Here is a 13,484-nt window from a genome sequence, read left to right as displayed (position 1 = left end):
GACTCCGTCCGACCGCTCCGAAAATGGGATGTCTTGTCGTAATGCGGCACATTGAAGGACGGAGACATACCGCGGATGTCGGAAGTGAAAAACAGCCTGCCCGGTCAGGCGGATGATGATGCTTGTAAGCATCGCCGTCCGTTCATGGCAGGCCAGGGATATAAATCTGCAACGGCACACGAGGCCGCAAAGCAAAAGCATGGATCATTGGCGCGCTTCTTGAAAACTTGCGCGGCCGGCACGGCGCTTGCCGCGCTGGCGCGGCCGGTTCTCGCACAAAGCGAGCAGCAGGCGGCGGCCTCGGCTCACCTTTTCACCTCCTCGCAGGTCGTTGGCGTTTCCGTCGTCATCGGCGTCATATCGGCGGCCCTGCTTTCCACTCTCTGGCTCGTGCGCCAGCGCGGCAATCTGGAAAACGAGAGCCGGGACATCCGCTCGGCGCTCTCGGATGCCCAGCAACGCATTTCGCAATATCAGGCGCTGATCGCCGACAAGAACCGGCGCATCGTCATCTGGGACGGCAATGCGCGCCCGGAACTGCTTGGGCAGCTTCCGCCCGAGACTGGCGCACCGCAGGATGGCGAATTCCTGGCCTTCGGCCTCTGGCTGAAGTCACACTCCGCCTCGGAGCTGGAAAAGGCGATCGACCGGCTGCGCGACGGAGCGCAGAGTTTCGACATGGTGGTCGAGACCATCCGCGATGAAATCCTCGAGGCGCAGGGCCGGGTTTCCGGCGGACGCGCCTTCGTCCGCTTCGTGGCACTCAACAATCTGCGCGCCGAGCTTGCCGAACTCAGGATCGAGCGCGACCGGTTGATGACCTCGATCTCGGCCTTCCAGACCATGCTCGACGCGATCGACATGCCGGCCTGGCAGCGCGACCCGGCGGGCCGCCTGACCTGGGTCAATCAGGCTTATGGCGATGCGGTCGAGGCGCGCTCGCCGCAGCAGGCGATCAACGAAGGCCGCGAGATGCTGACGACCGTGGCACGCGAACGCATTCGCGCGACGGCGACGCCGGAATCACCTTTCCATGACACGATCTCGACGGTCGTGCGCGGCAACCGAACCTTCTTCGACGTCGTCGACGTCAAGGTTCCCGGCGGCTCGGCCGGCATTGCTGTCGACGTATCCGACATCGAAGCGGTCCGCGCCGAGCTGGAGCGGACCCTGAAGAGCCACGCCGAAACGCTCGATCATCTCGCGACACCCGTCGCCATCTTCGACGGCGAGCGGAGGCTGCAGTTCTACAACCAGGCCTTCGTCGCCCTCTGGGAACTGGATATCGCCTTCCTTGAAAGCCGGCCCGACAATAGCGAGCTGCTCGAGCGGCTGCGGGCGGCCAAGAAACTGCCGGACCAGCTCAACTGGAAAAGCTGGAAGGAAGCGGCCCTTTCGGTCTATCGCACGCTCGATACGCAATCGGATCTCTGGCACCTGCCGAACGGCCAGACGCTGCGCGTCTTTGCGACCGCCCATCCCCAGGGCGGCGCCACCTGGGTTTTCGAAAATCTGACCGAACAGGTCGATCTCGAAACCCGCTACAACACGCTGGTCAAGGTACAGGGTGAAACGATCGATCACCTTTCCGAAGGTGTCGCGGTATTCGGGCCCGATGGACGTATCCGCCTGTCGAATCCGGCCTTCCGGGCGCTCTGGGGAATTACCGAAACCGAAGCCAAGCCCGGAACCCATATCCGCGCGCTGGGCGAGGCGTGCGCACCGTCCTATGACCGGCCGGACGGCTGGAAGACCTTTGCGGAACTGATCACCAGCTTCGATGACGAACGTCGCTCGAGCCAGGGGACGCTGGAACTCTTCTCCGGCCTCGTGCTCGATTACGCCGTCATCCCGCTGCCGAACGCGCAGACCATGCTGACCTTCGTCAACATGACGGACAGCGTGCGGGCCGAGCGGGCATTGACCGAGAAGAACGAGGCGCTGCGCAAAGCCGACGAATTGAAAAACGACTTCGTCCAGCATGTTTCCTATGAACTTCGCTCACCGCTGACCAATATCATCGGCTTTACCGATCTGCTGCGCACGCAGGGCGTTGGGCCGCTGAATGAACGGCAGGCCGAATATATCGACCACATCTCGACTTCGTCCTCGGTTCTGCTGACCCTCGTCAACGACATTCTCGATCTTGCGACGGTCGATGCCGGCATCATGCGTCTGAACTATGCCGAGATCGATCTCAACGACCTGCTGGACGACGTCTCGATGCAGATCGCCGACCGGCTGCACGAAAGCGGCGTCGCGCTCGAAATCACCGCGCCTGCGTATCTCGGCTCGATCATCGCCGATCCGCAGCGGCTGAAGCAGATCCTTCTGAAGCTTCTTGCCAATGCGGCGAATTTCTCGCCGGAGGGTACCTCGATCTCGCTGGAATGCCATCGCGAAGGCACGGATTTCGTGTTCTCCGTCCGCGATCGCGGCCCCGGTATTTCGCCCGACATGATCGCGACGGTCTTCGACCGGTTCGCGACCGGGGCTAAAAGCGGCAAACGCGGCGGCGCCGGCCTCGGCCTGTCGATCGTCGACAGCTTCGTCAGCCTGCATCATGGCGACGTGACGATCGACAGCGAGCCGGGCAAGGGCACGACGGTCGTCTGCCGTATCCCCTCGGTCAACATACCGCATTCCGCCGCCGCCGAATGACGACTGACGATACGATCTCGCTGTTCCTGAAGGACGAAGCGGCCACGGTTCGCCTCGGCGAAGACCTGGCATTGGCCTTGAAGGCCGGCGATTGTCTTGCCCTGTCGGGCGATCTCGGCGCCGGCAAATCCTCGCTTGCCCGTGCGATCCTGCGTGCCATTGCCGATGACGATGGGCTCGAAGTCCCGAGCCCGACCTTCACACTGGTGCAATCCTACGACCTGCGTATCCCGGTTTCGCACTTCGATCTCTACCGGCTCGGCGATCCCGGTGAATTGACGGAGCTCGGATTCGACGAGGCCCTGCAGAACGGCATATGCCTCGTCGAATGGCCGGAGATGGCAGCGAGCGAGTTGCCTGAGGAATGCATCACGTTGACGCTGACCCATGAAGGCAACGGCCGCCGGGCGACGATCAGCGCCGCCGGCGCACAGGCTTTGCGCATCCGGCGCGTCCTGGCGATCCGCAATTTCCTCGAAGACGCAGGCTGTTCCGATGCCAAACGTCGCTTCCTGACTGGCGATGCATCGCTGCGTGCCTACGAGGCGATCTATTGTGAGAGCATCAAGGGCCGTCTCATCCTGATGGACTGGCAGCCGCATCCCGAGGGACCGCCGGTCCACGACGGCAAGCCCTATCCCAAGGTCGCACATCTGGCACAGAACGCCTATCCCTTCGTTGCGATTGCCGATGCGCTGCGCGAACGGGGATTTGCGGCGCCGGAGATTTATAAGGTCGATTATGACAAGGGCATCCTCTTGATCGAGGATCTCGGCACCGAAGGCGTGCTCGATGACGAGGGGCGGCCGATCGTCGAGCGTTACCGGCAAAGCGTCGCCTGTCTTGCCCATCTTCATTCCATGCAATTTCCGCAGGATATACCGGTTTCCGCCACCCATAGGCATCACATACCGGACTTCGATCGCACGGCGATGAAAATGGAAGTGCAGCTTCTGCTCGACTGGCACATTGCCTGGAAGCGCGGCGCCGCCCCCTCGGAGGCAGAGCGCAAGGAATATCTGGCGATCTGGGACGCTCTGATCGATGAACTTGCCACGGCCGAAAAGAACCTGCTGCTGCGCGATTTCCACTCGCCGAACATCATTTGGCGGCCGCAGGAGCCGGGCATCAAAAAAATCGGTCTCATCGATTTTCAGGACGCCATGATCGGGCCCACAGCCTATGATCTTGCCTCGATCGTCCAGGATGCGCGCGTGACGATCGAACCGCCGCTTTTCCGGCAGCTGATGGACGATTATCTGGCGCTTCGCCACGCGCAGGGCGGCTTCGACGAAGCCGGATTCCTGAAAGCGTGGGCAATCATGTCGGCGCAGCGCAACTGCAAGCTCGCCGGTCTCTGGGTGCGGCTGCTGCAGCGGGACGGCAAGCCCGGTTACCTCAAACATATGCCGCGCACGCTCACCTATCTCAACGTCGCGCTCGAGCATGAGGCGCTTGCCCCCTTGCGCGATTGGTGCGCAAGGGCTGGAATAGGCCAGAGCGAATCATAAGTTCCGGATCAAGATGACCATCAGACAAGCCATGGTACTGGCCGCGGGTCTCGGGACCCGCATGCGCCCGATCACCGATACGATTCCGAAGCCGCTGGTGAAGATCGACGGCAAGCCGATGATCGACTATGCGCTGGACGCGCTGGTTTCGGCCGGTGTCGAGCGAGCCGTCGTCAACGTTCATCATCATGCCGAGCAGATGCTCGAACATCTCGGCAAGTATCGCGGCCTCGACATCGTCATATCGGACGAGCGGGACGGACTGATGAATTCCGGTGGCGGGCTGGCGAAGGGCCTGACGCTGCTGGACCGTGACGATCTTTTCGTCATGAATGCCGATCTCTTCTGGATCGGCGAACAGCCGGGACGGCCGACGAACCTGCAGCGCTTAGCCGGATTCTTCGATGCCGAACACATGGACATGGCGCTGCTTTGCGTTGGGATCGAGGATACGACGGGTCACAACGGCAAGAACGATTTCAGCCTCGCTGCAGATGGCCGGCTGACGCGGTATCGCGACGATCCGTCCAATCCGGTCGTCTACGCCGGGGCGATCGCCATGAATCCGGCGCTATTTGACGATGCGCCGAAGGATGCCTTCAACCTCAACATCTATTTCGACAAGGCGATCGCGCGCCGCCGGCTGTTCGGCATTATGCTCGAAGGCCATTGGCTGACAGTGGGAACGCCAGAGGCGATGGGCGAAGCGGAGGAAACGATCCGCCGACTGCGGGCGTTCGCGTGAGCTCATGGCGGACCGGCACCAGCCACGCATCCTGACGATCCCGGCGGGCCTCCCCTTCCTGAAAACGCTGGCAACGACGCTTTGCGACGGACGCCTGACGCCGCTCTTTCGGCATGAGCCCGGCGATCCGCTGTCGCTCGCCAGGGTGACGATCTACCTGCCGACCCGGCGCGCCGTGCGTGTGCTCCGTTCGGAATTCGTCGATCTGCTCGGCGGCCGCTCGGCGATCCTGCCGGTCATTCGCCCGCTCGGCGAAACCGATGACGACAGCGGATATTTCGAAGAGGCGCTGCCGGCAACGATCGATCTCGCCCAGCCGCTGTCGAATACCGCCCGGCTGCTGGAACTGGCGCGCCTGATCCTTGCCTGGCGAAACAAACTGCCGGAGATCGTCCGTCATATCCATTCGGACTCGCCTTTGGTTGCGCCGGCCAGCCCGGCGGATGCTATCTGGCTCGCCCGCAACCTTGCGGAGCTGATCGATTCCATCGAAACCGAGGATCTTGACTGGTCGGAACTGTCGAAACTCGACACCGGTGACTACGCCGCCTGGTGGCAGCTGACGGCGGAGTTCCTGCAGATCGCCAGCGCCTTCTGGCCGGAGCGGCTTTCCGAGCTCGACAGGTCCTCGCCGGCGCGGCACAGGAACGCCATTCTGCGGGCCGAGGCAGCCAGGATTTCTGCGGCGAAGCCGGCCGGGCCGATTGTCATCGCCGGTTCGACGGGTTCGGTCCCTGCCACGGCCGATCTCATCGCCGCCGTTGCCAATCTGCCCGAAGGCGTGATCGTCCTTCCCGGCCTCGATCTCTCCATGCCCGATAGGCATTGGCAAATGGTCGCGCCGGAACCGGCACCGGGCCAGCATGCCAATCCGGCCAGCCGGAGCCATCCGCAATATGGCCTGTCCTCGCTGCTGAAGAGGCTGAGGCTGACACGAGCCGACATCAGCCTGCTTGAGAGGCCGGAGATCGATCTCGATCGGCGCGCCGAAATCCTATCGCGCGCGCTCTCGCCGGCAGAGGCGACCAGCGACTGGGGGGCCTGGAAGAGCGCGTTGCCCGAGGGAGCGCTGACTTCGGCCTTCGCCGATGTTTCGCTGATCGAAGCCGCCACTGAACGCGAGGAAGCAACCGCAATTGCCATCGCGCTCAGGCTTGCACTGGAAAGGCCGGGCCAGGACGGCGAAAGCCGGGCAGCGCTGATTACGCCCGACCGCAATCTCGCCCGTCGGGTGATGGCCGAACTTTCCCGCTTCGGCATCCTCGCCGACGATTCGGCCGGCACGCCGCTTTCGGCCACGCCGCAGGGCACCCTGCTGCAATTACTGCTGGAAGCGGCGCTGCGCCCGGGCGATCCGGTGGCGATCGTCTCGCTGCTCAAACATCCGCTGGCCCGCTTCGGCCTCGAACGTGGGGCCCTGATTTCTGCGACCGAGGCGCTTGAGCTGCTGGCACTGCGCGGCGGCGTGGCGGAGGTGGATATCAGTGCGCTCGAGTCGCTCCTGGCACATCAGCTCGGCGAGCAGGCTCTGGACCGACACACGCCGCAATGGCGAAAAACGCTGCCAGCCGAGGCGGCCAATGCCGCATCCGAGCTTGCCCGCCGGGTTGCCCGCGCAACCGAGCCTCTGGCTTCCGCGCTGGTCCGGCACCGGCCGGAAGAACGCGGCAAGACGGCGCGTTTCACGCTGTCCGAATGGGCGGAGCGGACCGGCCGTTCGCTCGAAGCGGTCGCGGCAGATCCGCACGGCAATCTTGCCGATCTCTGGTCGCACGAGGCAGGAGACGCCCTTGCCTCGCTTCTCAGCGAAGTGATCGACACGGATGGCCAGATGGAGGCCGACGGGCCGCAATGGATCGACATCATGGCCGCACTTGCCGCCGGCCATGCGGTGAAACCCCGGGCACTCAGCCATCCCCGCCTCTTCATCTTCGGCACGCTCGAAGCCCGCCTACAGAGCGTCGACACGCTGATCCTCGGCGGCTTGAACGAAGGCTCCTGGCCAGGGCAGAGCGCAAACAATCCCTTCATTCCGCGCATGATGAAGACGGAGATCGGGCTCGAACCGCCGGAGCGGCGCATCGGCCAGCTGGCGCATGATTTCGAGATGGCGAACGGCACTCGCCACCTGATCTATTCGAGAGCGCTGCGCCAAGGTTCGACGCCGACCGTCGCCTCGCGCTGGCTGCAGCGGCTGCTGGCGCTCGGCGGAGAGACATTCGAAGCGGCATTGAGAGGGCGCGGTAACCGCTATCTGCAATGGGCCGGCCTCATCGATCGGGGAGAGGTTCAGGCACCGGCGCAGCGACCCTCGCCGAAACCGCCTCTGGCGCTGCAGCCGAAGTCCTATTCCTTCAGCGAGGTCGGCCGGCTGCGCCGCGATCCCTATGCGATCTATGCCCGCCGCATCCTGCGGCTCGATCCGGTCGACGCGTTCAACCGGGATCCGGGAGCGGCCGAACGCGGAACGCTCTACCACAAGATCATCGACCGGTTCATCCGCGAAGCCCATGTCGCCGGCACGCCGGAGGCGGCAGCGGCGATGGAGCAGATTCTCACCGAGCTTTTCGACATGGAGAAGCTGCCGCCACATATCGATGCCGTGTGGCGGCCGCGCTTTCGCGACGTGGCCAGCGCCTTCCTCGAATGGGAGGCCGGACGACGTCCCGCCATCCGCAGGACACTGACGGAAGTGCGCGGCGGCGTGGAGCTGGAGGCGATCGATGTCCGGCTGAACGGCGTTGCCGACCGGATCGATATTACGGGACCGGGGGCGGCCGATATCATCGACTACAAGACCGGCTACAACCCCTCACCGGCACAGGCACGCGCGCTTCTCGATCCGCAGCTCGCGCTCGAAGCGGCCGCGTTGAGCGCCGGCGCCTTCCGCGATGCCGGCAGTCTCATCCCGCAGGATCTGCTCTATGTCCGTCTGCGTCCGGGACGCCGGTTCCAGGTCGATACGGTGAACAACGAAAACGCGGCCCGCAGCGACAAGGCAAAATCCGCGATGGACCTTGCCGCGGACTCGGTCGACCAGCTGATCAAGTTCGTCAGTTTGCTGCAGTCCGGCGAAAAAGGCTTTACCTCGCGGCTCATTCCGGCGCAGCAGTTTGATTTCGGCGGCGACTATGATCATCTCGCCCGCGTCTCAGAATGGTCGACGGCCGAGACCGAGGAAGGCGGCGGCGATGAGTGATCAGACTGCACTTCCAATTGACGACGATCCCGGCGCCTGGATCGGCTGGACCACGATTCAACAGGCAATCGCCTCCGATCCCGAGCGCTCGGCCTGGGTCTCGGCCAATGCCGGTTCCGGCAAGACGCATGTCCTGACCCAGCGTGTCATTCGTCTCCTGCTCGCCGGCGCACGGCCTTCCGCCATTCTCTGCCTGACTTATACCAAGGCCGCGGCCTCCGAAATGTCGAACCGCGTCTTCGAACGGCTGGCAGACTGGGTGGTGCTTGACCACGAAAATCTCAGCCGGCGCATCACGCAGATCGAGGGTACGGCGCCGGATGCCTTAAAGCTTGCCGAGGCGCGCCGGCTGTTTGCGAAGGCGCTGGAAACGCCGGGCGGATTGAAGATCCAGACGATCCATGCCTTTTGCGAAGCGCTGCTGCACCAATTCCCGCTGGAGGCCAATGTTGCCGGGCATTTCTCGGTCCTCGACGATCGCGCGGCGGCGGCACTGCTTTCCGATGTACGCCGGGCGCTGCTGACGGCAACGGCGCCGGAGGAAGGCAGCGCTCTTGCCGAGGCTTTCGCCTATGTGCTCAATCTCGGCGATGAATCCGGGCTGGAGAACCTGCTCGCCGACATCATCGCCAACCGCAATGCCATTCGCCGCTTCACGGCGGCTGCCGAGCGACAGGGCGGCGTGGAGACGGTTCTGCGCGACAGGCTCGGCCTTGCCGTGGGCGATACTGAAAGCCGGATCGCGGCGCAATATTGGCCGTTGCCGGAGCTTTCGGGCATGCTGGAGCTTTATTTGGCGCTTGCCGACCAGAAGGGCGGCGCCAAGGCGCAGGAGGTTGCTTATGGCCTCAGGCTCGCCGGCCGGGAGCGCGATGATGCCAAGCGCGCCGAGATGCTGGAGAAGATCTTTTTGACGGCAAAAGGCGAGCCGAAAACGGACTCGCAGTTCCTGGTCAAAGCCATGCTTGCGGAAGCGCCGGAATTGACGAGCGCCATAGCCGCCGCCCGCGCGCATGTCGCCGCAAGCCGTGACCGGTTGAAGCTGATGCGGATGTTCGGCGCCACGAGGGCGGCGCTGGTGCTCGCCGGTCGGCTGAACCACGATTACGAGGAACTGAAGAAGCAGCGCAGCCAACTCGATTTCGAAGACCTGATCACACGCACCGCCGACCTGCTGACGAAGAGTGGCGTCGGTCCCTGGGTCCATTACAAGCTGGACCGGGGTATCGATCATATCCTCGTCGACGAGGCCCAGGATACCAGCCCGATCCAATGGAGCGTCATCCAGTCGCTCGCCGAGGATTTCTTTTCCGGCGAGAGCGCCCGGCCGGTCGTGCGCACGCTCTTTGCCGTCGGCGACGAGAAACAGTCGATCTACTCCTTCCAAGGAGCGCGACCCGAGCGTTTTTCCGAAGAGAGCGACCGGACACGGCGGCGGGTCGCCGACAGCGGGCAGAGATTTTCCTCCGTGCGGCTGCCGCTCTCCTTCCGCTCGACCGCCGACGTGCTCGAAGCCGTCGACCAGATCTTCCGGACGGCGGACAATGCGCGGGGTCTCAGCGCTGTCGGCGAACCGGTCGTACATCGATCCAGCCGCATCGGACATCCCGGCGCCGTCGACCTCTGGGAGATGGTGGCGCCGGAAGTGGTGGTGAAGGAAGAGGATTGGACGGCGCCCTTCGATGCGACGCCGGAAAGCGCGCCGGCCGCAATCCTCGCGCGGCGGATCGCCCATGCGATCGGCACGCTCGTCGGCCGTGAAACGATCGTCGACAAAGGCACGGAGCGGCTGATCGAAGCCGGCGATATCCTCGTTCTGGTGCGCAAGCGCGACGCCTTCGTCAATGCCTTGACCCGCGCCTTGAAGCGCCGTGGCGACATTCCCGTCGCCGGCGCCGACCGACTGACGCTGACCAGCCATATCGCGGTGCAGGATCTGCTGGCGCTCGGCCGTTTCCTGCTTCTGCCGGAAGACGATCTTTCGCTTGCCGCCGTACTCAAGAGCCCGCTTTTCGATTTCTCCGAGGACGATATCTTTGCAATCGCCGGCCTTCGGGGAGACAACGAGAGCCTCTGGAGCCATCTCAAGAGGTTTGCGGCCGATGGTACTGAACGTTTCCGTGCTGCCGTCGAAAGGCTGGAGCTGTTTCTGCAGCAGTCGCGGCATCTGTCGGTCCATGATTTCTATGCGCGCGTGCTGGGCAGCGATGGCGGTCGGCGGCAATTCCTTGCCCGTCTCGGCACCGAGGTCAGCGATATTCTCGACGAGTTCCTGACCTTTACGCTCGACCACGAGAGTTCCGGCCTTCCCGGGCTGCAATCCTTCATCTCAACGCTGGAGCTCGAAGCGCCGGAGGTGAAGCGTGAGCAGGACAAGGGGCGCAACGAGGTCAGGATCATGACCGTGCATGCCTCCAAGGGTCTTGAAGCACCGATCGTCTTCCTCGTCGACGGCGGCTCCAAGCCGTTCACGCATACACATCTGCCGAAGCTTCGCCTGATCGAAACGGACGCCGACGAGCCGCCGCTGCCGGCCTGGGTTCCCGTCTCCGACCTCGCCAATTCGCTGACGCAAAACGATGCAGCACGGATCCAGATGCTGGCGGAAGAGGAGTATCGCCGGCTGCTTTACGTCGCCATGACACGGGCTGCCGACCGGCTTGTTGTTTGCGGCTACCGTGGCGTTCGTGTCAATAACGATACCTGGCACATGATGATCTCAGCCGCGCTCAGCGAAGGCCATCCGCACGTGGAGGCGGCCACCTTCTCCGGCCCAGACGGGGAATGGCCGGGCATCCGATGGCGGGTGCCGCGGGTGGAGCGGCGCTTCGAGCGTATCGACCGCCATGAGGCGCGCGACAGCCAGGAGGCGTTGCCGGAAGGCCTATTGCGGCCACTGCCGCCGCAGGCTGAGCTGCCCCGGCCTCTCAGCCCATCCGGCGCCGGGACGATCGTCGACGAAGACGAGGGCAGCTTGTTTGTCGCTTCGCCGCTGTTCGGCGAGAAGGAGCGCAGCGATCGTTCCCTGGAAAAGGGCAGGTTGATCCATCGCATGCTGCAGGCGCTTCCCGACATTCCCCCGGTCAAACGGCCGGATGCCGCAAGCCGCTATGCCGAGCGGGCGGCGCGGTTCTGGCCTGAAGCGGAACGCCGCCGGCTCGTCGATTCGGTTCTGAGACTAATGGACGAAGAAGGTCTGCAGCCGGTTCTCGGAGTAGAGGCCCAGCCGGAAGTTTCGATCATGGGAACATTGACGCTTGCAGACAGGCGCTATGCGGTATCCGGCCGTATCGATCGGCTCGCCGTGCTTGCCGATCGTGTCGTCATTCTTGACTACAAGACCAATCGGGTGCCACCTTCGACCGAGGAGGCGATCCCTTTCGCACATAAGGCTCAGCTCGCGATTTATCGTGAGATCCTGGCACCGCTCTATCCCGGCAAACGCATCGACTGCATGCTCGTCTACACCGAGAATGCGTCGCTCTACACTTTGAGCGAAGAGGCACTCGGTTTGGCGCTTGCAGGACTCAAGACAAAGTGAAATACCGGACATTGAAAATTTGGCGCCGCACCATCACATGTGGTTCAACATCTTCTTCGATCAAAGGAGCAGCCTATGGCTACCGTGAAAGTCGATATCAATAACTTCCAGTCGGAAGTTCTGGAATCCGCAGAACCCGTCGTCGTCGATTTCTGGGCTGAATGGTGCGGTCCGTGCAAGATGATTGCTCCGAGCCTCGAGGAAATCTCCGTCGAGATGGAAGGCAAGGTCAAGGTCGCCAAGCTCAATATCGATGAAAACCCGGAACTCGCCGCCCAGTTCGGCGTGCGCTCCATTCCGACGCTCGCGATCTTCAAGGGCGGCGAAGTCGCTGATATCTCCGTCGGCGCCAAGCCGAAGACAGCGCTTTCGAACTGGATTTCGAACGCCGCCTAATCGATATCGTCTTCATATATCGCATGGAAAAGCCCGGCTTCGGCCGGGCTTTTTTCGTCTGCTTATTTCGGGGGCGTGCCGTTGTCGGCAAGCACATCCCCGACGAGATAGAGAGAGCCGCCGATGAGGATGCGGGGCGGCAGTGCCGCTGGGTCGAGGGCCGATTTTATCGCTTCCAGCGCCTCGCCGACCGTCGACATCGGTTCGGCGATCAAACCCGCATCATAGGCGGCGTTCGACAATATCACAGGGTCGATCATCGCGTCGCTGCCGCGGATCGGCACGCAGAACACCTTCTCGACCAGGCCTGTGAAAGCCTTGAAATAACCGATCGGGTCCTTGGTGTTGATCATGCCGATGATCAGGAAAAGCGGCCGCGGCTGGCGCTCCTCGAAATTGGCCATGGCTTCGGCGATCACTTCGCCGGCGCCGGGATTATGCCCGCCATCGACCCAGATCTCGGCACCGGCCGGCGCATATTGCATCAGCCGGCCTTCGCTGAGGCGCTGCAGCCGGCCCGGCCACTCCACGAAATTCATCGCCTTTTCCATCATCGTCTCGGTGACAATGAAACCCGCGGCCTTGACGGCGCGGATGGCCGCGGCGGCGTTGGCATACTGATGGCGCCCGGGAAGGCGCGGCAGCGGCAGGTCGGCAAGGCCGAACTCGTCCTGATAGACGAGCCGCCCATATTCCTCATGCGCCATGAAATCCTGCCCAAAGACGGCGCTCGGGCAATGCAGCCGCTCAGCCGTCGACATCAGCACGTCGAGCGCCGCATCATATTCCTGATGGCCGATGACGACGGGCAAGCCCGGCTTCATGATTCCGGCTTTTTCGGCAGCGATCAGCTCAACCCTGTCGCCGAGATAGGGCTGGTGATCCAGCGAGATTGGCATAATGACCGAAACGGCCGGATCGGAAATCACATTGGTGGCGTCGAAACGGCCGCCGAGACCGACCTCGATGATCGCGGCGTCGGCCGGGTGCTCGGAAAACAGAATGAAGGTGACCGCCGTCAAAATTTCGAAGACGGTGATATGCTGCCCGGCATTGGCATCGGCCACACGCCGTACGGCATCGGCGAAGACGGCGTCATCGACGAGCTGCCCGCGCCCGCCCTTGACACCAATGCGATAGCGCTCGTGCCAATTGACGAGATGCGGCGAGGTATGGACATGGGCGCTGTAGCCGCCGGCCTCGAGCAAGGCGCGGCAGAAGGCGGTGACCGAGCCCTTGCCGTTGGTGCCGGCGACATGGATCACAGGTGGCAGTTTCCGGTGCGGGTTGCCGAGTTGATCGAGAAGACGGGTGATGCGATCGAGAGACAGATCGAACCCCTTGGGATGCAATCCCATGAGTTTTTCTATCTCTTGCGCTGCCTCACTCACCGCGGTTTGGCCTCTTGGTATCAATTCGGCACCCCGCCTG

The 13,484-nt window shown here is 63.1% G+C and carries 7 protein-coding genes; 6 read left to right on the top strand and 1 reads right to left on the bottom strand.

The window, feature by feature from the left end; translation table 11 throughout:
• Positions 1-75: 75 nt before the first annotated feature.
• The 6 genes from NMA58_RS20430 (at position 76) to trxA (ending at position 12,053) form a co-directional block, all read left to right on the top strand.
• The gene (locus NMA58_RS20430) at positions 76-2,661 is read left to right on the top strand and encodes a PAS domain-containing sensor histidine kinase (RefSeq protein ID WP_097601327.1); all 2,586 of its coding nucleotides are present in this window, start codon (positions 76-78) and stop codon (positions 2,659-2,661) included.
• Complete coding sequence (gene tsaE / locus NMA58_RS20425; protein ID WP_434711728.1) at positions 2,658-4,172, top strand: tRNA (adenosine(37)-N6)-threonylcarbamoyltransferase complex ATPase subunit type 1 TsaE; 1,515 nt, start codon at positions 2,658-2,660, stop codon at positions 4,170-4,172. Before NMA58_RS20430 ends, tsaE begins: the two co-directional genes overlap by 4 nt.
• 13 nt (positions 4,173-4,185) lie before the next feature.
• Positions 4,186-4,917 (top strand): nucleotidyltransferase family protein, encoded by a 732-nt coding sequence (locus NMA58_RS20420; RefSeq protein WP_434711727.1) that lies wholly within the window; start codon positions 4,186-4,188, stop codon positions 4,915-4,917.
• A 4-nt stretch (positions 4,918-4,921) separates the two neighbouring features.
• A complete protein-coding gene (gene addB / locus NMA58_RS20415; protein ID WP_434711726.1) occupies positions 4,922-8,116 on the top strand; it encodes a double-strand break repair protein AddB in 3,195 nt (1,064 codons plus the stop codon).
• Positions 8,109-11,657 carry a double-strand break repair helicase AddA gene (addA, locus tag NMA58_RS20410; protein WP_434711725.1) on the top strand — a complete coding sequence of 1,183 codons (3,549 nt, stop codon included), beginning with the start codon at positions 8,109-8,111 and terminating at the stop codon, positions 11,655-11,657. The genes addB and addA overlap by 8 nt, the downstream gene beginning before the upstream one ends.
• Before the next feature lie 75 nt (positions 11,658-11,732).
• Positions 11,733-12,053, top strand: a complete 321-nt coding sequence (gene trxA / locus NMA58_RS20405; RefSeq protein WP_004672616.1) for a thioredoxin — start codon at positions 11,733-11,735, stop codon at positions 12,051-12,053.
• Positions 12,054-12,115: 62 nt separating this feature from the next.
• Here trxA and NMA58_RS20400 read toward each other — a convergent pair whose 3' ends face one another.
• Complete coding sequence (locus NMA58_RS20400) at positions 12,116-13,411, bottom strand: bifunctional folylpolyglutamate synthase/dihydrofolate synthase (protein ID WP_097601322.1); 1,296 nt, start codon at positions 13,409-13,411, stop codon at positions 12,116-12,118.
• Positions 13,412-13,484 lie beyond the last annotated feature (73 nt).

The sequence above is a fragment of the Rhizobium sp. YTUHZ045 genome (assembly GCF_051124255.1).
Taxonomy (GTDB): Bacteria; Pseudomonadota; Alphaproteobacteria; order Rhizobiales; family Rhizobiaceae; genus Rhizobium.
Note: the sequence above shows the minus strand (reverse complement) of the source record. Positions and strands in the feature narration are given on the sequence as shown.

Excerpts from the sequence above, each read along its gene's own strand:
- NMA58_RS20430 (WP_097601327.1), top strand. The coding sequence starts at position 76 with ATGTCGGAAGTGAAAAACAGCCTGCCCGGTCAGGCGGATGATGATGCT.
- tsaE (WP_434711728.1), top strand. The coding sequence starts at position 2,658 with ATGACGACTGACGATACGATCTCGCTGTTCCTGAAGGACGAAGCGGCC.
- NMA58_RS20420 (WP_434711727.1), top strand. The coding sequence starts at position 4,186 with ATGACCATCAGACAAGCCATGGTACTGGCCGCGGGTCTCGGGACCCGC.
- addB (WP_434711726.1), top strand. The coding sequence starts at position 4,922 with ATGGCGGACCGGCACCAGCCACGCATCCTGACGATCCCGGCGGGCCTC.
- addA (WP_434711725.1), top strand. The coding sequence starts at position 8,109 with ATGAGTGATCAGACTGCACTTCCAATTGACGACGATCCCGGCGCCTGG.
- trxA (WP_004672616.1), top strand. The coding sequence starts at position 11,733 with ATGGCTACCGTGAAAGTCGATATCAATAACTTCCAGTCGGAAGTTCTG.
- NMA58_RS20400 (WP_097601322.1), bottom strand. The coding sequence starts at position 13,411 with ATGGGATTGCATCCCAAGGGGTTCGATCTGTCTCTCGATCGCATCACC.